Here is a 21,397-nt window from a genome sequence, read left to right as displayed (position 1 = left end):
GCCCTGTTATTCCCTGTTTTCCGAAGTGCACTCCGAAGCAGACGGGTTACTCGCGCAGCGGATCTTGCTCAACAGACCCAGCATTTTTGGATGATACACATCGGGCGCGCCTTTAAGGCCATCGCGCATCTCGATCCGGTTCTGGCGAAACATCTCCTGATACCCCTGAATATCCTTTTCCGGAATGCGGATCCACTTGTCTTCCGGAATGGCTTCTTCCTGCTTGTTAATCAGGTTCATGGCCTGGGGGTACATACCCCAGGCAACCTGCCGGGCAGCCTGGGCGGTGTCATCGCCCAATACGTCATCACGGACAATGACCTGCACAGTGAGCTGGGCCAGGGGGTAATTTACAATCCCGCCCTTATCACCCAGGCCCTTGTATAGCTCGAGTGCTTCATATGCAAATGCCGGGGCATAGGCGGTATCAACAGAACCGTTATTGAACTTGCCGGCAAAGTTGGTGATATCCGAAGGCACCACCGTTGCCTTCACGAAGTTGACCATGTGAATGGCGTCTTTCTGATAGTCCAGGGTAGCCATGCGCTTGCCGGCAAGTTCGCCTGCCGTATCAATGCTGCGATCGTTGACAAAAAGGTAACCTGCGCCGATTGGCACAATGCCGATTACTTCATAGCCGTCCTGCTTCATAAGAGGTGCGGCTTTAGTCTGGGCCAACGTTGCCAGAAGTGTTTCGAGATCGTCGTAAGTAGGAAGCGCGCCAACAGCACTAACGCTTCCTGTGAAGCGGTTAAATGGGCGGGTGCGGAGATCGGTTGCGGCAACAGCGTCGCACTGGCCGGCGTTGAAATCGCCCACGGCAACGCCTTCATCGGTGTAGGGTTTGAGATCAAAGTCCACACCGTGAGATTTCATCTCCAGCGCGTAGTCTTTAACCATGTTGAACATGTCACCGTTCGCACCAATCACATCAAACACACACATTTTTACGGTTTGGGCCGACGCCAGAGGGGCGAGGGCGGCGAGCGTCAGGGCGGTGAGGGATTTGCGGATCATAACGACCTCCGGGTCATTTTTGTGGTTATCGTGAGTTCATCGCGCGGTCGGGCAAAGGCGCCGTGGCCGTCATCTCATAGCAAATCGTCCAGGCTCATGGTTTCAACATTTTCGGTGTTGCGTTCCGGGCTCATTTTTCCGAAAAACGCCTGCGGCGTGCGATAGCCATACTCAGCAGTCCAGTATTTGTCTGAGGAGAAGCGGATTACGTGTCCGGCTATGGTGTCGACCAATCGGTATTCGTCCCAAACTTCAATGGTGCCTTCAGCCTCCGCAAAGCGACGGATAACATCCGCCAACACATCCCGGCGACCGAAGGTTTCGGCAGCAACAGCTTCGACTGCCAGAGAAGCCCGGATACCTGCGCTTGCGCCCGTTGCAGAGCTTTTTTCAAGCACCAACCAGGGATCGGGAGACAGCTCAGGACGGGTGTCTGGCAATAGCAACCAGACCAGAGCACGAACGGCATTGGGCAAGCCGCCCATTTTTTCATTGTTAACACAGGTTGCAGCACGCTCCGCCTGGGGTGCGATATTGCGAGGTATCCCTGCACGGGCACCGGAGTTGGCATCATTTACAACCGCCTGCATCCCCGTCAACAAACCCAGCAGGAATGTCATCTCATCCTGCTCACTAAACAGAAACGGGCATTCAATAGGCTCTTTGGAAGGATCAAAATCGTAGGCTGCCATGGCTCTGCGGAATGCCAACAGGCGACGTTCAGCGGTGAGAGCATAAAGGCGCTTGGATCGTTCGCGGGCGTCTTTGGCAGCTGGCACATTGCCTTCAAAATCTGCGCGCAAGTAGACCAGCTCAGTTTCCCATGCTTTATATTCCATGCAGTTGGCGGCCAGCAGCATCAAAAGCGACCCGGTGGTATCCGGAGCATCGTTAACCCGTGAAAAGGAATACAGCAAAGGGTCGATGCCCTCCCCAAGCGCGCACGCCATTTCAGGGTCAGACATCTGCAAGACATAAGGTGTGGCTTCATCTTCGGAGTATCCCGCAAGAACAGCCCCGGTGGTTTTATAGATGGGGTTGGCGGAACAGCCGGCAAACAAGGCTGCCGCTGCCAGTAAAACCAGTTTACTGCGTACCGTCATCAGGCGGCCTGCATGAGCTACCAGTATGGACATCATAATCACCCTGCTTTGCATTGTTTTTATCGGCGTGGAACACAGGTAGTTCTGTCATTCCGGAAGCAAGGGTGCGTTGAAAGCCGTTCTGCAAAAATGGCTCGTTTGCCATTGTGGTCATGCCAATCAGGCCAATGGTCTAAAATGGAAGGCGATTTTCTGGAAAATCTTGATCTAAAACAATAACTTTAAAAGGAAAATAAAAACCGGCACTCGGTCGATGCGTTTATTACGGATAGGTTACCGATGGATCCTGTAGGCTGAAATCCAGCCGCTCAGGGCTGGCTCAGGCCCAGCATTGCGACCACCTGATCGGTCAGTCCTTCCCGGGTAAGGCCACCGCGCTCCGGCCGATACCAGGTTACGGTCCAGCTCAAAGCACCCGTCAGCATGCGTCGCACCACAAACGGATCGGCAACCAAAGCGCCCTCCTCTTTGAGAGCGCCAAGCACGTCCAGCCACAAGGCCTCATAGATATCACGAAGCTTCAGCACCTCTGCCTGGGACACTTCAGAGAGGCTGCGCCATTCAAAAACCAGAACCGCCATAGCCTCGCCAGTCTGGCCGTTAATCGATTCCAGTTCGGCACTGACCAATGCCCTCAGTTTGTCACGATTGGAATCAGCCGCCTCCATGGCTGCCTGCATGACCGCCGTGTTGAGCCTGATGGTTTCAACCATGACCGCTTTGAGTATTTCTTCCTTGGTGCGGAAATGGTGAAAAAGGCTACCCGACTGAATACCCACAGCAGCCGCCAGATCCCGAACCGTCGTGCGCTCATAGCCTTTCTCACGAAACAACCTCGCCGCTTCGCGAAGCAAACGACCCCGGGCGCTCTCCGGATCTGAAACCAGGTTGTCGGCAATGAGGGTCTGAAGAATTTGGTCTTGATTCACGGGTAGATCCAGCGGCTTGAAAAGAACCACCATTCTACCTGAGATTTACCTGTTTACAAACCAAGCGCTTGCTTGGTATGGTTTGGTTTATGGATCAATAATTGGCTTGCCCCTAAGCATGGAGCAAGTGCCAGTAAAAACAGGATGCTTAAACATGGCTGATTCCTCGAAAACTGTTCGTATCGGTTGTTCGTCCGCATTCTGGGGCGACACCGAAACGGCCGCCTCGCAGCTGGTTCACAAAGGTAATATTGACTACCTGGTTGCCGATTATCTGGCTGAGGTCACCATGTCGATCATGGCTGGTCAGAAGATGAAAGATTCCAGTCAGGGCTACGCTCGGGATTTCGTTGAAACCGTTATGGGACCACTGCTTGCCGATATCAAAGAAAAAGGCATTCGAGTGCTGACCAACGCGGGTGGCGTAAACCCGGTGGCCTGCCGTGATGCCTTGCAAGCGCTGTGTGAAAAGGCCGGCGTAGACATGAAAATTGCCTTGGTACTCGGGGATGACCTGCTGCCTAAAAAACAGGCATTGAGCAAAGCCGGTATTGCTGAAATGGCCACGGGTCAGCCCATGCCGGCAATGATGGTTAGCCTTAACGCCTACCTTGGAGCCTCTGGTTTAGCAGCAGCTCTGGATCAAGGCGCCGACATTGTTCTTACAGGCCGAGTGGTAGACAGCGCTTTGATACTCGCTCCACTGGTTCACGAATTCGGCTGGGGCTGGGCGGATTACGACGAACTGGCGCAAGGTAGCCTTGCCGGCCACCTTCTGGAGTGCGGCGCACAGGCTACGGGCGGTAACTTTACCGATTGGGAAAACATCGCTGAAGGCTTCGCCGACATGGGCTTCCCTATTGCCGAGGTAAGCGCAAATGGTGATTTCGTTATTACCAAGCCGGAAGATACCGGTGGCCAGGTAAGCCGCGGCACCGTCGCCGAGCAACTGGTTTACGAAATTGGCGACCCCCGGGCGTACTTCTTGCCGGATGTTACCTGCGACTTTACGGATGTGAGTTTGGAAGAAAGCGGGCCAGACCGTGTAACCGTTCGCGGCGCACGAGGCTTGCCGCCAACTGACAGCTACAAGGTATCCGGTACCTGGCCAGACGGTTTCAAGTGCACAGCAACCTTCCTGCTTGCAGGCATGGATGCCCCGAAGAAAGCCCAGGCTGTTGCAGAAGCGATTCTTACCAAAACATCCCGGTTGTTTCAGGAACGCGGCTTGCCCGATTACACCGAAACCAGCATCGAATTGCTGGGTACTGAAACCACCTACGGCAAGCAAGGGCGTGGCCAGGGCAGCCGGGAAGTTGTCGTAAAGATCAGTGCTGCACATGCAAAAAAAGGCGCTCTTGTCCTCTTTTCCCGGGAGATCGCGCAGGCCGCTACCGGCATGGCACCCGGTTTGACGGGCATTGTGGGTGGCCGACCAACGGTCTGGCCCAAGATTCGGCTCTATTCCTGCCTGGTACCCAAAAGCGAGGTTACGGTGTCTGTTGATCTGAACGGTCAGGTAACACCGGTTGATGTTAATCCGGCCGGTGGATTCCAGCCTGGCCAGATCAAAGACCAACCCGAAATCCAAGGCGCATCGGTTACCGACACCACGGTGCCCTTGATTGATTTAGCCTGGGCGCGCAGCGGTGACAAGGGCGACCACAGCAACATTGGTGTTGTAGCGCGCAAACCGGAGTTCGTTCCGTTTATTGCGGCTGCATTGACCGAAGAAGCTGTTGCCCAGTGGATGTCCCACACATTAAACCCTGAGACTGGCAAGGTTACTCGTTGGACGCTGCCAGGGTTCCATGCGTTTAATTTCTTGCTTGAACACAGCCTGGGCGGGGGCGGTGTTGCCAGCCTGCGTATTGATCCGCAAGGCAAGGCGTTTGCCCAGCAGTTACTGGAGTTTCCGGTGCCAGTGCCCTCCGGGCTGGTTAACGCCTGAACATTGAACAAGGTTTTTAAACTATGAGCTATCAATCTGTTTTTCACCCCGACCTATTCAAGGGTCAGACATTTATCGTAACCGGCGGCGGCTCCGGTATCGGCCGCTGTACCGCCCACGAACTCGCTTCTCTGGGCGCCAGGGTTGCGCTGGTCGGTCGGAAAGCAGAGAAAGTTGAATCCGTAAAAGCAGAGATACTTGAGGACGGCGGCATAGCCTCGGCGCATGTTTGCGATATCCGTGAAGAGGAGTCTGTAAAAGCCACGGTGAAGGCAATTATTGCAGAGCATGGCGGCCTGAACGGCCTGGTCAACAACGCCGGTGGCCAGTTCCCTTCCCCCCTTGCAGGCATCAATCAGAAAGGCTGGGAAACCGTGGTGCGCACCAACCTCACCGGCGGCTTTCTGATGGCAAGAGAAGCCTACACCCAGACGCTATCGAAAACCGGCGGCGCCATCGTGAATATCGTGGCCGACATGTGGGGTGGTATGCCGGGCATGGGGCATTCGGGCGCGGCTCGGGCAGGCATGGTGAATTTCACCCAAACCGCTGCGGTGGAATGGGGCACGTCCGGCGTTCGCGTGAATGCCGTCGCGCCCGGATGGATTGCTTCCAGCGGCATGGACAACTACCCCGAACACATGAAGCAATGGATTCGCAGCCTCGGCGATAACGTTCCTATTAAACGCATGGGCACTGAGTCGGAAATAAGCTCGGCCATCTGCTTCTTGCTGAGCCCGGGCGCCTCCTTTGTCAATGGCGACTGCCTGCGCATTGATGGCGCAGCGTCACAGGGTGGGCGCGTATGGCCGTTTCCCAAGGCCAAGAATAACGAGCCTTACAACGGTTTTCATCGGGCAGTCACACCCAAAGTGCTCAGCGAGGATTGAAAAATTTTTATGCAAACACTGGAAACCAGCGTTAATCCGCAGTCTGACGAGTTCCGTGGCAACACCGAGGCCATGAACGCACACATCCAGACCTTCCGGGATGTAGAGCAAAAGGTGCTCGACCTGGCAGAGGCCGCGCGGGAAAAGTTCACCAAGCGCAAAAAACTTCTGCCCCGGGATCGCATTAACCGCCTGCTGGATCGTGGTACACCTTTCCTGGAGCTTTGTTCACTGGCCGGCTACAAGATGCACGATGACAAAGACGGCAGCATGGCCGGTGGCAACATCATCGCCGGTATTGGCACCGTTAGCGGCATACGCTGCCTGGTGGTTGCCAGCAACAGCGCCATCAAAGGCGGCACCATCACGCCGGCAGGTCTGGATAAAACCTTGCGCCTGCAACAGATCGCCAAAGAGAACAAATTGCCGGTAGTCTCCCTGTCCGAGAGCGGCGGCGCCAACCTTAACTACGCCACGGATATTTTCGTGCAGGGCGCCCGTGGCTTCGCCAACCAGGCGCGGATGTCCGCTGCCGGGCTACCACAGGTTACCGTGGTACACGGCAACGCCACCGCCGGCGGCGCCTACCAGCCGGGCTTGTCGGATTATGTAATCGCTATCCGCGGCCAGGCAAAAATGTTCCTGGCCGGCCCACCATTGCTGAAGGCCGCAACCGGCGAAATAGCCGACGATGAAGAACTCGGCGGCGCAGACATGCACGCACAGGTCGCCGGCACCGCCGAGTACCTGGCCGAAGACGATGCCGACGGCATCCGCCAGGCCAGAAACATCATGGAAGCCCTGCCCTGGAACGAACAGCTCCCGCCACAGCGTGAGCTGAAATGGGACGAGCCTCTTTATGCGGCTGAAGAGCTCTTGGGCGTAATCCCGTCTGATTCCAAAAAGCCCTACGATGTGCGCGAAATTCTTGCTCGCATCGCCGACGGCTCAAAGTTCATGGACTTCAAGAACGAGTTCGACGACCAGACCGTATGCGGCACCATCCGAATTGAAGGCCATTGCGTCGGCATCATCGGCAACAACGGCCCGATCACCCCGGCCGGAAGCGCAAAAGCCGCCCAGTTCATCCAGCTCTGCGATCAGGCGGGCACGCCACTGCTGTTCCTGCACAACACCACGGGATTCATGGTGGGCACGCATTCCGAGCAGAACGGCATCATCAAACACGGCTCCAAAATGATTCAGGCCGTTGCTAACTGCCGGGTTCCAAAAGTCGCAATCGTGATCGGCGGTTCCTATGGTGCAGGTAACTACGCCATGTGTGGCCGCGGCCTGGACCCGAGATTCATCTTCGCCTGGCCTAACAGCCGAACCGCCGTAATGGGCCCGGCCCAGGCTGGCAAGGTAATGCGCATAGTGGCGGAGGACAAGCAACGTCGCAGCGGCATAGAGCCTGATCCGAAAACCCTGGATTTTCTGGAGCAGGCTACAGCCAAGAAGCTGGAAGACGGTTCCACTGCCCTGTTCGGTACAGCACGGCTATGGGACGATGGCCTGATCGACCCAAGAGACACCCGGCGCGTAGTCGCACTGGTTCTCGACGTGTGCCGCGAAGCCGAAATCCGTCAGTTGCGGCCTAATACATTTGGCGTGGCCCGCTTCTGATCGGGTTTTGGCTTTAGTGAGGCCCGCCTCATGGGTTGCTTGTTTGTGTGGGGGCACCGTCTGGGAGGGCGTGTCCAAAAACCGCTACAAGCACGTCCGTGTGCGCTTGTTTCCGGCCATCCATGGCCTCCGACATTTTTGGACACGCCCTCCCAGACGGTTCAGCGAAACCACGAGTTAACTCATTTGAAGAGCATGCTTAGGTAACAAAACACGAAAGTTGAGAGCCATGTGACAAGCTTGAGTGCAAGTGGCGCTCATCAAATAAAAATTTCTGAACGTAGCAATAAATTTGAAGACATGGGTGTGGGTGCGGGATTTCCTTCCAGAAAATGTTGGAGGCCATGGACGGCCGGAAACAAGCGCACACGGACGTGCTCGTAGCGGTTTTCTGGAAGGAAATCCCGCACCCACACCGCCCAGGCCAAAGAACGTGCACCAAAACAAAGAAAGCACGAACCAGATACCAGGAGAACAACAAGTGAAATTCACAGCCGAACACGAAGCCCTGAGAAAAACCGTCCGCGATTTCGTGCAGAAAGAAATTAACCCCCATTGCGACGAATGGGAAGAAGCCGGCCAGTTCCCCATTCACGAACTGTTCAAGAAAATGGGCGACCTCGGTTTGCTGGGCATTCAAAAGCCCGAAGAATACGGCGGCATGGGGCTCGATTACAGCTACAACCTCGTAGCGGCTGAAGAGTTGGGTATGGCTCACTGTGGTGGCGTACCTCTGGCCATCGGCGTACAGACCGACATGTGCACACCTGCCATATCCCGCTTTGGTTCTGACGAACTGAAGCGCACCTTTCTTGCACCGGCCATTGCCGGCGACATGGTGGGCTGCATTGGCGTAAGCGAAGTGGGTGCCGGTTCCGACGTAGCTGGCCTGAAAACCAACGCAAAAAAAGACGGCGATGACTACATCATCAACGGCTCGAAAATGTGGATCACCAACAGCCCACAAGCTGATTTTATCTGCCTGCTGGCGAACACCAGTGACGACAAGCCGCACAAAAACAAATCACTAATCGTGGTTCCCATGAACTCCCCGGGCATCACCTTCAGCCCGCATTTGAACAAGCTGGGCATGCGCTCCTCGGAAACCGCCCAGATCTTCTTCGACGACGTTCGTGTACCCCAACGCTACCGCATCGGCGCCGAAGGCACCGGTTTCATGATGCAAATGCTGCAGTTCCAGGAAGAACGTTTGTGGGGTGCCGCCAACGTCATCAAGGCGCTGGAAAACTGCATTGATCAGACCATCGAGTATTGCCGCGAGCGCAAGACCTTCGGCACACCGCTGATCGACAACCAGGTCATTCACTTCCGCCTGGCCGAACTGCAAACCGAAGTAGAAGCTCTGCGCGCCCTGACCTATCAGGCTTGTGAACTGCACATCGAAGGCAAGGACGTCACCAAACTCGCGTCCATGGCCAAGCTGAAAGCCGGCCGCCTGGGCCGTGAAGTGACCGACAGTTGCCTGCAGTACTGGGGCGGCAACGGCTTTATGTGGGACAACCCTGCATCCCGTGCGTTTCGGGATGTCCGTTTGGTGTCTATTGGCGGCGGTGCCGATGAGATCATGCTGGGGATCATTTGCAAGCTTATGGGGACTTTGCCTGGCAAGCGCAAAAGCTGAACTTAGGTGCAAGACCGACACCCCGGCATGGCTGTTCAGGACACGCCCACAAGTACATCCATGTAGGGCTTGAATCGGGCCATCCATGGCCCTCAACAGTCCTGAACAGCCATGCCGGGCCGCCAGCCCCGTACAATATTCTTGGAGTCGTTTTATGGAAACCTTGCCTCATTGCGAAACACTGCTTCTGGAAAAACAGGGGCCAGCCCTGCACATCACCATCAACCGGCCAGACTCCCGGAATGCCATGAGCCTGCAAATGGTGGCGGAGCTGTCCACGATCTTTACTGAAGTGGAATCCGATACCAGCATACGCGCCGTGGTGATCCGTGGTGCAGGCGGCCACTTCTGTGCCGGCGGTGATATCAAGGACATGGCCGGCGCCCGAAACCAGAAAGCCGGTGAAGGCGAAACCGACCCCTTCTACCGCCTCAACCGCGCCTTCGGGCAGATGATTCAGCAGGTAAACGAATCCTCCAAAGTCGTCATCGCCATCACCGAAGGTGCTGTTATGGGCGGCGGCTTTGGACTGGCCTGCGTATCCGACGTCGCTATCGCCGGCCCCACAGCCAAATTCGGCATGCCGGAAACCTCCCTCGGCATTATCCCGGCCCAGATCGCTCCATTTGTTGTTGAACGCATAGGCCTGACACAGGCCCGTCGACTTGCACTACTTGGATTAAGAGTCGGAGCGGAAGAAGCCTGTGCGTTGGGAATCGTTCACCAGGCGGCAGCATCGGATGAAGAACTTAACGACATGCTGACTCATGCACTGGAACGCATTCGCCACTGCGCCCCCAACGCCACGGCAGAAACCAAAGCCCTGCTCCATCGGGTTGGGCACGAATCCATGAGCGGATTACTCGACAGCGCTGCGGAAATGTTCACAGCAGCCGTCAGAGGCAGCGAGGGAACCGAGGGCACTATGGCGTTCATGCAAAAACGTGCTCCTGCATGGGCAGACACGAACAATTGATGAAGGAGCGCTTGGGTGTTGGGGAGTTTTCAGAAAATGTAGAGGGCCATGGATGGCCCGAAACAAGCGCACATGGATGTGCTCGTAGCGGTTTTCTGGAAACTCCCCAGCACCCAAGCGCGGACTGGCACGAATTTAAGAGACCAGCACAATGCTAAAAAAGTTACTAATAGCGAACCGGGGCGAAATCGCCGTCCGCATTATTCGTACCGCCAAAGCCCTCGGATACCGCACCGTCGCCGTCTACTCCGAAGCAGACGCCCACGCCATGCATACCGAACTGGCAGATGAAGCCGTTTGCATAGGCCCAGCACAAGTAGCGGCGTCCTACCTGAACGCCGACGCCATACTCGATGCCGCACGCAAAACCGGCGCGGATTGCATCCACCCCGGTTACGGCTTCCTCTCCGAAAACGCCGGCTTTTCCGATGCCTGCAAAGACGCCGGCATCGTGTTTGTAGGCCCGCCAGCCAGCGCCATTGAACTCATGGGCAGCAAGCGACGCTCCAAAATCGCCATGCAAAAAGCCGGCGTACCTGTTGTGCCCGGTTACGAGGGCGACAACGCCCGTGACGACGAGCTCATTGCCGCCGCAGCGGACATCGGCTACCCACTGATGATCAAAGCCTCCGCCGGTGGCGGTGGCCGGGGCATGCGCCTTGTAAACGATGAGTCCGAGCTAGCAGACAACATAAAACGCGCCCGTTCCGAATCCAAACAGGCCTTCGGTGACGACGAGCTCATTCTCGAAAAAGCTGTAATCGAACCTCGGCATGTGGAAATACAGGTCTTCGCAGACCGCCACGGCAACGCCGTCTACCTTGGTGAACGTGACTGCTCAATACAGCGCCGCCACCAGAAAGTCGTTGAAGAAGCGCCCTCCCCCTTTGTAACCCCGGAACTCCGGGCCGCCATGGGCGAAGCCGCTGTAAAAGCTGCCTTGGCCTGCAACTACGAAGGAGCGGGGACCGTCGAGTTCCTTGTGGACAAAGATCGTAACTTCTACTTCCTGGAAATGAACACGCGCCTGCAGGTAGAACACCCGGTTACCGAACTGATCACCGGGCAGGATCTGGTGGCTTGGCAACTGACGGTTGCCGAAGGCCTGCCACTGCCGCTGGCTCAGAAAGACATTGAACTGAACGGCCACGCCATCGAAGTCCGGCTCTACGCCGAAGACCCATCCAATGGTTTCACCCCGCAAACTGGCCCACTGCATATCTTTCAGCCGGCAGAAGGCGAAGGCCTGCGCTATGACACCGGGGTGCGTTCCGGTGACGAAGTAACACCACACTACGACCCCATGCTCGCAAAGGTCATCGCCTGGGGCGAAAACCGGGATGAAGCCCGCCGCCGGCTGATCCGCGCGCTGGAAGACACTACTGTTTTTGGCGTCACAACCAACCGGTATTTCCTGAGCCGCATCATCGCAGACAGCACCTTTGGTGCCGGCGAGGCCACCACGGCATTCCTGCAGCAGGCCTTCCGCGAAGACCCATCGCTGCAGCCAGCCAAACCGCAAATCCGCCAGCTCGCTCTTGCAGCCTGCGTACTGGCCCATGGCACTGCTGGCCAGGAAGCCTGGAGCAACGCACCGGCTACCAATACGCCGATGAAGCTCGATACCGGCGACGAAGTTGTTGAATTGTTGGTGCAAAGCAGCGGTAACAAGCTTTCCTGCCGCCTGGGCAATGAGCAGCATGAAATGACGGTTACCTGTTTACAGAACGGTACCTTATACATTATCGACAACGGTATCCGTCAGTGTTGCCAATATCACCGCAGCGGAGATTCCCTATATTTACAGGCGTTCGGAGAGTCGTGGTCAGTCACTGATCTTACTCATCAGCCGGCCGCTGGAGCCAACGGCACGGGCGGCGGGCGCATTCAGGCCTCAATGGACGGCGCCATTATAGATGTTCTGGTAGAGCCCGGGCAGACGGTTCGCCAAGGAGAAACCCTTGTCATACTGGAAGCCATGAAAATGGAGCACCCGGTAAAAGCCGACTGCGACGGCGTTGTTAGCCAGGTTCTGACCAACAAAGGCAGTCAGGTGAAACGCAACCAGTTGCTGGTGGAAATTACCACCGATGAAGCATCCGAACAGGAGCGCAACAAATGAATACCCTGAACAAGAAAACCGTATTTATTACGGGCGCCAGCCGTGGTATCGGCCGCCAGATTGCGCTCGCCTGTGCCCGTCAAGGTGCAAATATTGTTATCGCCGCAAAGTCCGACACACCGCATCCAAAACTACCTGGCACCATTCATACCGTCGCTGAGGAAGTTCGTGCAGCCGGAGGCCAGGCGCTGCCTTTGGTGCTCGACGTTCGCGACGAAGAACAGATCAAACAGCGTATTGATGAAGCAGCCAAACACTTTGGCGGCATTGACGCCCTGATCAACAACGCCGGCGCCATTCGCCTGGCCGGTGTCGAGAAGCTGAAGGTCAGCCGCTTCGACCTACTGCACCAGGTCAATGCCCGTGCGGTGATGGCATGCAGCCAAGCCGCTTTGCCCTGGCTCAAACAGTCCGAACGCGGCCACATCCTGAGCATGTCGCCGCCACTGAATATGGATCCCAAATGGTTTGCCCATTTTGGACCTTACACATCAACGAAATACGCCATGACCATGATCAGCATCGGTATGGCTCAGGAGTTCAAGCGTTACGGCATCGCAGTGAACACCTTATGGCCTAAAACCGTCATAGCGACTGCCGCGATTCAGCACGAAGCCGGAGGCGAACAGTTAATGGCGCAAGGCCGGAAGCCCGACATCATGGCCGACGCGGTCGTAAGCATCCTGAACCGGCCAGTCGACGAAATGACAGGACAGAACCTGATTGACGAAGACGTACTTCGTGAAGACGGCGTAACTGATTTCGAAAGTTACCGATACAAAGCCGGTGACAAACCCCTTTTGCCAGACCTTTACCTGGACTAGCCTCAAGGCAAGGTTATTCCGGGGCCCTGATTCACCTATAAAAATACTTACGGAAAGACCATGAGCCAAGATAACGTTACTGCGATGGATATCGTGCGCAGCCTGCCGGGAATATTCAAACGATTCCCGGCGATTGCCAAAGGCTATTATTACTACTCAATCAAGGATGCGCGTAAAACCCTTACCCTCGGAACCCTCGTTGAGAACAACGCAGAAAAGTATGGCGAAAGGCCTGCGATTCTATTTGAGGATCGCAGTATCACATGGGGCGATTTCAATGCCTGGTCGAATCGCATCGCCGGTTACTTTCAGGCTCAGGGGCTGAAAAAAGGCGACTCCATCGCCGTCTTCCTGGAAAACCGCCCGGAAGTTCTGGCCGTGGTTGCGGGCGCTGCCAAGATCGGCGTTGCCTGCGCCATGCTGAATACATCACAAAAAGGCAAGGTGCTGGAGCACAGTGCCAAGCTGGTCAAACCGAAAATGGTCGTGGTTGGTGAGGAATTGGTACCTGCATTTGATACTGTAAAAGCGAGCCTTGGGCTCAACCACCCCACACCTTTTTTGTTTCTCCCCGACACCAACACACTCAATGCCTTCGGTGACGCACCCACTGGCTATGCAAACATGGCGCAACAGGTCTGCACTTTCAACAGCGACAACCCCGTTCTGAGCGATCCTCCGAGAACCGGAGATACAGCGATTTACCTGTTCACCTCCGGTACAACCGGCTTGCCGAAGGCTGCACCGGGATCCCACAACAAATTCCTGAAAGCTTACGGTGGCTTTGGTTTGATGTCTCTTTCAATGACACCGGAAGACGTCTTCTACTGCACTCTGCCGCTATACCACGGCACAGGCCTTGTGGTTTGCTGGGGCTCAGTGCTGGCCGGCGGTTCGGCTTTTGCCCTGCGCCGCAAATTCTCCGCCAGCGCCTTCTGGGATGATGTGCGCCGTTATGATGCAACGGTTTTTGGCTACATCGGCGAGCTTTGCCGCTACTTGCTCAACCAGCCGCCAAGCGACCAGGACCGCAACCATCGCGCCACCAGAATGCTTGGCAACGGCCTACGCCCCTCTATCTGGAAAGAGTTCAAAGACCGTTTCGGAATTGAAACCATCGCGGAGCTTTATGCATCCAGCGAGGGCAATATCGGCTTCAGCAACTTTTTCAACCAGAACAACACCGTTGGCCTGTCCACGGCGCCTTACAAACTGGTGAAATTCCACGATGGCACTCGTGATCCGGTTCGGAACGAAAAGGGCGTGATGCAGGAAGTGGCCAAGGGCACACCGGGGCTGCTGATCGGCGAAATCACGAAAAAATGGTCGTTCGAGGGCTATACCCAAAAAGAAGCCACGGAAAAATCCATCCTGCGCGATGCATTCAAAACAGGCGACGCCTGGTTCAACACAGGCGATGTTTTGAGAGAAATAGGCTGCCGCCACCTGCAGTTTGTGGATCGAATGGGGGACACGTATCGCTGGAAAGGTGAGAACGTTTCAACCAACGAAGTGGAGAACATCCTCGACGGCTCCGGAATGGTCGAAGAAGCCATCGTCTACGGCGTGGAGATCCCGAAAACCAACGGCAAAGCGGGTATGGTGACGCTGGTACCGAACAGCGAAACCTTTGATATCGATAAGCTGCTTGGTTTCCTGCGGGACAACTTGCCGGCTTATGCGGTTCCGGTGTTTGTAAGGGTCACCCAAGCCATCGAGAAAACGGGAACCTTCAAGTACCGTAAGGTGGATATTCAGAAAGCCGGTTACACTCTAGAACGGTCTGATGAGGAAGTCTTCGCTTGGTTGCCCAAAACCGAGGGTTACGTTCGGCTGACCCCGGAGCTGGTTTCGGATATTGATTCCGGACAGTTTAACTTCTGACTTTGGTGTTGCCGGCTGGTTATGACCCTAGCCTTTTAGATCGGGGTTAGCCATACAGGGCGGGTCTTCCCAAAAACCGCTACAAGCACATCCGTGTGCGCTTGTTTCGGGCCGTCCTTGGCCCTCTACATTTTTGGGAAGACCCGCCCTGCATGGCTTTCAGAGTTTAGAGTAGTAGTCCTAAATCACAAAAACTTCTTCTCAAGGCCATCGTATTACTAGCGATAACTGAAAGTTTAAATGGTGAGAGTGGGCGGCCCCTCCCAAAAATGTCTGCGGCCATGGATGGCCGCAGTCAAGCGCACATGGATGTGCTCGTAGCGGTTTTTTGGGAGGGGCCGCCCACTCTCACCTACTCCAAACCATCAGGCTACAATCAGAAGGCCACTCAAGAACCGATTTTAAGCACCACCTTCCCAGTAGCACGCCGCTCAGTCAGGGCACCTAATGCCTTGGCGTAATCCTCAAACTCGAAGACTTCGCTGATTTGCGGGTCGATTCTGCCTTCGGCATAAAGCTTCATCAGCGCCATCATGTTCTGGGCACTCGCTTCCGGCTCGCGCTGGGTAAAGCTGCCCCAGAACACGCCGACAACCGAACAGCCTTTCAGCAGCGTCAGGTTCGCCGGGATTTTGGGGATATCGCCTGCAGCAAAGCCAACAATCAAGTGGCGACCGTTCCAGGCCATGGCACGCAGTGCCTGCTCGGTGAAATCGCCACCTACGGGATCGTAGATTACATCCACGCCTTTGCTGTTAGTCAGGCGCTTTACCGCCTCTTTCAAAGGTTCTTCGGTATAATTGATCAGTTCATCCGCACCAGCGGCCTTGGCAATTTCGAGCTTCTCCGCTGAACTGGCTGCGGCGATAACGCGAGCGCCCATCGCCTTACCCAACTCTACCGTTGCCAGGCCAACGCCACCGCTGGCACCCAGAACCAGGAGGCTTTCGCCTGGCTGGATGTTCGCGCGTTGTTTAAGCGCGTGATAGGACGTGCCGTAAACCATGGTGAACGCAGCGGCTTTTTCATCGCTCATGCCTTCTGGTATCGGCAACAGGTTGTGCTCGGGCACGATCACTTCTTCAGCAAAAGCGCCATAACCGGTCAGGCCCGCAACACGGTCACCGACTTTAAAACGGGTTACCTGGTCGCCCACCGCGATAACTTCGCCCGACATTTCTCCGCCCGGGGAGAATGGCATGGTCGGTTTGAGCTGATATTTGCCTTCTATAATCAACGTATCGGGGAAGTTCAGGCCCGCTGCTTTCACGCGGACTTTAACACCGCGACCTTTGGCCTCTGGGCTGGGTACATTTTCAATGACCAGCGTTTCAGCCGGGCCATATTCCTTACAGAGAATCGCTTTCATGGGGACTCCTTTAATGAAATTCTGTTGTTATTGAATCACGCCAAGCTAAACAGACTCGGCTCATGAAGCAAATAAAGAACCTTTATCCATATTAATAAACGCCACTTATACCTCGCTCATTCCGGGCACAGGCACAGAGATGAATCGAATGCGGTTTTCCGCTATCCTTCGCGTTTCTGATCCGAGCCGCTCAGAAGCCATCCAATGTCCTTTCAGGGTTGATCATGCTCGACATTGTTTACTCGCTTGAAATGATTGGAATTGTTGCCTTCGCTATATCAGGCATGGTGGTTGCTCGCTCCAAGAACATGGATCCAGTCGGTGTTTTTACCATCGCGTTTATTACGGCCCTTGGCGGTGGAACACTGCGCGATCTTATCATGTCAAACCACCCGGTTTACTGGATCAAGCACGAAGAACAGCCCATCCTGATTCTCGCGATGGCGATTGTTTTCAGCTACTGGAAACGCTCAGAGCGTATTCGCGAATCCTGGATTGTTTTCCCGGACGCCATTGGGCTCGGCACTTTCTCGATACTGGGGGCGCAGTTGGCTCTCGACATGGGCCACTCCTGGTTTATTGCCTCTCTGCTCGGCGTGATGACCGGTACATTTGGAGGAGCCCTACGCGACACCCTCTGCAACGAAGTGCCGTTCATCTTCCGCAAGGATCAGATCTATGCATCTATTTCATTTGCCGGTTGCTGGCTCTATTTCCTGTGTCAGTGGACTCTGCGAAGCGAAGCCTTGTCGCTGACGATTGGTTTGCTTTTTATTATTATCGTACGGATGGCAGCGGTGCGTTTCGATATCCGCTTGCAGCGCGACCCGACGCAACACTGACGGCGCTGAGACTTCAATCATCTCTTGGCCTTGGGGCCCTCAACCAGTAAGATTACCGCTTTTTCACGCAGCTCTTTTTCAAGTAGCTTTTTCAGCTTGGCTTTTTAGTTTAACTACAGACTCCCAAACCCCACACTCTGGCATCCTGAGAGGCAGACACCCGTCATGCTCGAACGACTGTTCCAACTCCAGGCCCACGGCACCGATGTTCGTAAAGAACTGGTTGCGGGCATCACCACCTTCCTGACCATGGCATACATTATCGTGGTCAACCCAAGCATCCTGTCTTCAACAGGCATGGATTTTGGGGCAGTTTTTGTCGCCACCTGTCTGGCAGCGGCCATCGGCACTCTGATCATGGGCCTCTGGGCAAACTATCCAATTGCCCTGGCACCGGGCATGGGCCTGAACGCCTTTTTCTCGTTTACCGTTGTGGGCAGCCTTGGGTACAGCTGGCAGGTTGCGCTTGGCGCGGTCTTTCTCTCTGGCCTGATCTTCTTTTTGCTGAGCATATTCAAAATTCGCGAATGGATTATAAACAGCATTCCCATGTCCCTGCGCTTCGGAATTTCCGCCGGTATCGGCTTTTTCCTGGCACTGATCGCCCTGAAAAATGCGGGCATCGTAGTGGACAACCCCGCCACACTGGTTGGCCTGGGTGAACTGAAGTCTGCCGAGAGCCTGCTGTTCTTTGGTGGATTTGTTCTGATTTGTGCCTTGTCATTCCGCCGCATAACCGGTGCCGTCATGATCGGAATTATTGCTATAACGGCCATCGCGATGATGCTGGGCATGGTGGAATATAAGGGCTTCGTCTCCGCGCCGCCAAGCCTTGCGCCCACCTTTATGCAACTGGATATCGCCGGTGCGCTGAATGTCGGCATGATCAGCATCGTGTTCGCGTTCCTGTTTGTGGATCTGTTCGACACCTCAGGTACGCTGATCGGCGCCGCTCAACGCGGCGGCCTCCTGGACAAAGACGGCAAGCTACCACGCCTGGGCCGCGCATTGATGTCTGACTCTGTGGCCACCATGTCTGGCGCAGCCCTGGGCACCTCAACCACCACCAGCTACATTGAGTCCACCGCAGGTATTTCTGCCGGCGGGCGCACCGGCCTTACCGCTGTGGTTGTAGCCTTGCTGTTCCTTGCTTGCCTCTTGCTTTCACCCATCGCCAGCATTATCCCCGCCTACGCTACGGCGCCTGCGCTGCTTTACGTGGCAGTGTTGATGGCCAGTGGCCTGAAACTGATAGACTGGGACGACATTACAGAAGCCGCACCAGCCGTAGTAACTGCGCTGATGATGCCCCTTACATTCTCTATTGCCAACGGAATTGCGCTGGGCTTTATCACTTACGCTGTGATCAAGGCTCTGAGCGGACGCTGGTCAGACCTGAACGTGAGTGTTGTGGTGATCGCCATCGTTTTCGTTCTGAAATTCATGTTTCTGGACGCAGGTTAAGCTGCACTCAGAATGAGAGCCTGACTTTTATGGATTACTTTTCTCAAAGCATCAAGCAAGCCATCCGCACAGTGCCGGACTGGCCCAAGCCCGGCGTTGCCTTCCGGGATATCACCACGGTTCTGCAGGATAAAACCGCGTTCCGGAAGCTGATTGATGCGTTCGTTCACCGCTACCACGGCCACGATATTGACGCTGTGGCTGCGGTGGATGCCCGCGGATTTATCATTGGCTCAGCATTAGCTTATGAGCTCAATGCCTCGCTGGTACTGATACGCAAAAAAGGCAAACTGCCGTTTGATACCTTGGTGGAGGACTACGAGCTGGAATACGGAACGGCCTCAGTAGAGCTACACCAGGATGCGTTCAAACCCGGCGACAAAGTGATACTGGTAGACGACCTGATCGCCACCGGTGGCACCATGTTGGCTGCGAGCCGGCTGATTCGCCGTATTGGTGCTGAAATTATCGAAGTTGCTGCCATGATCGACCTTCCCGATCTTGGCGGATCTAGCAAGCTGCAGAAAGAGGGTCTGAAGGTCTATACTGTATGCTCGTTTGAGGGCGAATAGAGGCTTCGCCCCCAAATTCTGAATTAGCGACGAGAGACTACTTCGAGAGCAATGGGAGGTCGCCATGGATCAATATCAGCACCACTGGAAAGACGGCACACCGGTGCATCTGCCATTGGGTAAGATCGTTTGCGTTGGCCGCAATTACGCGGAACACGCGAAAGAGCTCAACAACCCGGTGCCTGCCGAACCTCTGCTGTTCATCAAACCCGCCACCTCGGCAGCCCATGTAACCCGCCCCTTGGCGTTTCCGGCCAATCATGGCCAAGTGCACTTCGAAACCGAATTGGCGGTGCTGATAGGCAAACCTTTAACCAATGCGTCTGCCAGCGAGGCTCAGGCTGCCATCCTCGGTTACGGCCTGGCGCTGGATCTGACCCTTCGGGATCTGCAAACTCAGTTGAAAGATAAGGGACACCCCTGGGAGCGGGCCAAAGCCTTCGATGGCGCCTGCCCCCTGTCTCCGTTTGTGGCCGCGGAGCGCTTTCGCAACGATCACATTACCTTCAGTCTGGATATCGACGAAAAGCGTCAGCAAAGCGGTGATACCCGGGACATGCTTTTCCCGATCATTCCGCTGCTAGCTCATATAAGCAATCACTTCACGCTGCTGCCAGGCGACGTGGTGCTCACAGGCACCCCCAGCGGCGTTGGTCCATTGCACTCAGGGCAAACCTTGTCACTGCAACTGGAGGATCAGTTGTCTGTCTCCACCAAAGTGGTTTAACGTGGGCTGTTACAATCTTTCTATCTGAAGAGCACGTATAGTCAGGCATGGCAAAAAAACCGGTTACCTCACGCAGTGGTCGTTTCTTCAAGCTTGCCGGCATGACTGCCTCAGTGGCAGGGCAATACGCCGGCCAGAAAGCCCGCAGCATGTTCAGCAGCGAGAACGACGACGGCGCCCGCAGCGAAAGCTATACCCGCATGGCCAACCGCATTACCGACACGCTCGGCGAAATGAAAGGCGCAGCCATGAAAGTGGGCCAGATTGCGTCCCAGACTCAGGACTTCCTGCCCCGGGAGTTTTCGGATGCTCTTCAGAAGTTGCAGAAAGAAGCGCCGCCCATGCCCTTCGAGATTATTCTTGAGCAGGTCGAAACCGAGCTTGGCAAGCCGGTAGGCGAACTGTTCGAATATCTGCAGGAAACGCCCTATGCCGCAGCGTCCATAGGCCAAGTTCACCGCGCCCGGTTGCACGACGGCACGGATGTGATTGTCAAGGTGCAGTACCCGGGCGTGGACGAGTCCTGCGATTCCGATCTGAAGCAATTGCGCCTGGCTCTCAAGCTTGGTGGTCTGCTGAAAATGCCAAAGGAATCGGTTGACCAGTTGTTCGCAGAGATTCGCGAGCGCTTGCGAGAAGAGCTGGATTACGAGAACGAAGCCCGCAACATTGAGCTGTTCCGGGAGTTTCACAAGAATGATTCCTGGGTGGTTATTCCTGCCGTGATCCATAGTCACTCTACCCGCCATGTGCTCACTCTGGAGCTGGAGGAGGGCGATCACGTCAGTGAGGTTACGCCGGAGCGCTATGACCAGGCCACGATCAATCTGATCGGCCATCGCATGTTTACTACCATGGCAGATCAGTTATTCCGTTTTCAGTGTATCCATGGTGATCCCCACGCGGGTAACTTTGCATACCGTCCGGATGGCAGCATTGTGGTGTACGATTTCGGCTGCATCAAGAAGCTGAAGCCGGAGATTGTTGTGGCTTACCGTAATGCGGTTACCGCAGCTCTGGCTCAGGATTACAAGGCGCTGGATTCGTATCTGATTGATCTGGGAGCTCGGGTCGGGAGTCAGCCAGCTATAGATGAGGCTTATTACGCCATGTGGCGGGATATTCTCGTTGTGCCGTTTGATTCTGAGCAGCCTTATGATTTTGGCGAATCCAGTATTCACAAAAGTGTTGCTGCCAAGACGAGCACGGTGTTCAAGTATCTGGAGTCGTTCAAGCCGCCGGTTGAGAGTATTTTTATTGACCGGATGATTGCGGGGCATTATTGGATGCTGAAACGGCTAGGGGTTCAGGCTGCTTTTGGTGAGGAGCTTCGTCGGTATCTTGCGGAGTCGCTCTGATTTCTTGCTTCGGTGCTGACGGCAGTGTCAGGGTCTTAATTCCAAAACACGCTGTGAATACTTCCCTGTACGCTTGGCTACGCCATCCATGGCTTCGCACA

17 protein-coding genes are annotated in these 21,397 nt (G+C 55.4%); 13 read left to right on the top strand and 4 right to left on the bottom strand.

The window, feature by feature from the left end; genetic code table 11:
• Positions 1 to 6 precede the first annotated feature (6 nt).
• The 3 genes from FFI90_RS00940 to FFI90_RS00930 form a co-directional block, all read right to left on the bottom strand.
• The gene (locus tag FFI90_RS00940; protein WP_144775657.1) at positions 7 to 1,017 is read right to left on the bottom strand and encodes a putative solute-binding protein; all 1,011 of its coding nucleotides are present in this window, start codon (positions 1,015 to 1,017) and stop codon (positions 7 to 9) included.
• 74 nt (positions 1,018 to 1,091) lie between these two features.
• Entirely contained in the window at positions 1,092 to 2,156 is a 1,065-nt protein-coding gene (locus FFI90_RS00935) for a hypothetical protein (RefSeq protein WP_144775655.1), read from the bottom strand.
• Between the two features lie 272 nt (positions 2,157 to 2,428).
• Entirely contained in the window at positions 2,429 to 3,049 is a 621-nt protein-coding gene (locus FFI90_RS00930; RefSeq protein ID WP_246123261.1) for a TetR/AcrR family transcriptional regulator, read from the bottom strand.
• A gap of 154 nt (positions 3,050 to 3,203) precedes the next feature.
• On the opposite strand from FFI90_RS00930, the gene FFI90_RS00925 reads away from it, so the two are divergent.
• From FFI90_RS00925 to FFI90_RS00890, 8 genes are all read left to right on the top strand, one after another.
• Positions 3,204 to 5,000 carry an acyclic terpene utilization AtuA family protein gene (locus tag FFI90_RS00925; RefSeq protein ID WP_144775651.1) on the top strand — a complete coding sequence of 599 codons (1,797 nt, stop codon included), beginning with the start codon at positions 3,204 to 3,206 and terminating at the stop codon, positions 4,998 to 5,000.
• Positions 5,001 to 5,023: 23 nt separating this feature from the next.
• The gene (locus FFI90_RS00920) at positions 5,024 to 5,890 is read left to right on the top strand and encodes an SDR family oxidoreductase (protein ID WP_144775649.1); all 867 of its coding nucleotides are present in this window, start codon (positions 5,024 to 5,026) and stop codon (positions 5,888 to 5,890) included.
• Between the two features lie 9 nt (positions 5,891 to 5,899).
• Positions 5,900 to 7,516 carry an acyl-CoA carboxylase subunit beta gene (locus FFI90_RS00915; RefSeq protein ID WP_144775646.1) on the top strand — a complete coding sequence of 539 codons (1,617 nt, stop codon included), beginning with the start codon at positions 5,900 to 5,902 and terminating at the stop codon, positions 7,514 to 7,516.
• Positions 7,517 to 7,997: 481 nt separating this feature from the next.
• A complete protein-coding gene (gene atuD, locus FFI90_RS00910) occupies positions 7,998 to 9,158 on the top strand; it encodes a citronellyl-CoA dehydrogenase (protein WP_144775644.1) in 1,161 nt (386 codons plus the stop codon).
• Between the two features lie 154 nt (positions 9,159 to 9,312).
• The gene (locus FFI90_RS00905) at positions 9,313 to 10,134 is read left to right on the top strand and encodes an enoyl-CoA hydratase/isomerase family protein (protein ID WP_144775642.1); all 822 of its coding nucleotides are present in this window, start codon (positions 9,313 to 9,315) and stop codon (positions 10,132 to 10,134) included.
• 151 nt (positions 10,135 to 10,285) lie between these two features.
• On the top strand, positions 10,286 to 12,256 hold the full coding sequence (locus tag FFI90_RS00900) for an acetyl/propionyl/methylcrotonyl-CoA carboxylase subunit alpha (RefSeq protein WP_144775640.1): 1,971 nt from the start codon (positions 10,286 to 10,288) through the stop codon (positions 12,254 to 12,256).
• Positions 12,253 to 13,080, top strand: a complete 828-nt coding sequence (locus tag FFI90_RS00895; protein ID WP_144775638.1) for an SDR family oxidoreductase — start codon at positions 12,253 to 12,255, stop codon at positions 13,078 to 13,080. The genes FFI90_RS00900 and FFI90_RS00895 overlap by 4 nt, the downstream gene beginning before the upstream one ends.
• 60 nt (positions 13,081 to 13,140) lie before the next feature.
• The gene (locus FFI90_RS00890; RefSeq protein WP_144775636.1) at positions 13,141 to 14,964 is read left to right on the top strand and encodes a long-chain-acyl-CoA synthetase; all 1,824 of its coding nucleotides are present in this window, start codon (positions 13,141 to 13,143) and stop codon (positions 14,962 to 14,964) included.
• Positions 14,965 to 15,352: 388 nt separating this feature from the next.
• Here the strand turns inward: FFI90_RS00890 and FFI90_RS00885 are convergent, their stop codons facing one another.
• A complete protein-coding gene (locus FFI90_RS00885; protein WP_144775634.1) occupies positions 15,353 to 16,333 on the bottom strand; it encodes an NADPH:quinone oxidoreductase family protein in 981 nt (326 codons plus the stop codon).
• A gap of 224 nt (positions 16,334 to 16,557) precedes the next feature.
• Between FFI90_RS00885 and FFI90_RS00880 the strand changes: the two genes are divergently transcribed.
• The 5 genes from FFI90_RS00880 (at position 16,558) to FFI90_RS00860 (ending at position 21,296) form a co-directional block, all read left to right on the top strand.
• Positions 16,558 to 17,175, top strand: coding sequence for a trimeric intracellular cation channel family protein (locus FFI90_RS00880; protein ID WP_144775632.1), 618 nt, complete (start codon positions 16,558 to 16,560; stop codon positions 17,173 to 17,175).
• A 165-nt stretch (positions 17,176 to 17,340) separates the two neighbouring features.
• Entirely contained in the window at positions 17,341 to 18,639 is a 1,299-nt protein-coding gene (locus FFI90_RS00875) for an NCS2 family permease (protein WP_144775630.1), read from the top strand.
• A 29-nt stretch (positions 18,640 to 18,668) separates the two neighbouring features.
• Positions 18,669 to 19,211, top strand: a complete 543-nt coding sequence (locus FFI90_RS00870) for an adenine phosphoribosyltransferase (RefSeq protein WP_144775629.1) — start codon at positions 18,669 to 18,671, stop codon at positions 19,209 to 19,211.
• A 64-nt stretch (positions 19,212 to 19,275) separates the two neighbouring features.
• The gene (locus FFI90_RS00865) at positions 19,276 to 19,938 is read left to right on the top strand and encodes a fumarylacetoacetate hydrolase family protein (RefSeq protein WP_144775627.1); all 663 of its coding nucleotides are present in this window, start codon (positions 19,276 to 19,278) and stop codon (positions 19,936 to 19,938) included.
• A 47-nt stretch (positions 19,939 to 19,985) separates the two neighbouring features.
• On the top strand, positions 19,986 to 21,296 hold the full coding sequence (locus tag FFI90_RS00860; protein ID WP_144775625.1) for an ABC1 kinase family protein: 1,311 nt from the start codon (positions 19,986 to 19,988) through the stop codon (positions 21,294 to 21,296).
• The last annotated feature ends 101 nt before the right edge of the window (positions 21,297 to 21,397 follow it).

The organism is Marinobacter maritimus, assembly GCF_007671675.1.
In the GTDB taxonomy this organism is placed as follows: domain Bacteria; phylum Pseudomonadota; class Gammaproteobacteria; order Pseudomonadales; family Oleiphilaceae; genus Marinobacter; species Marinobacter maritimus.
This window is presented reverse-complemented; position numbering and strand designations above follow the sequence as displayed.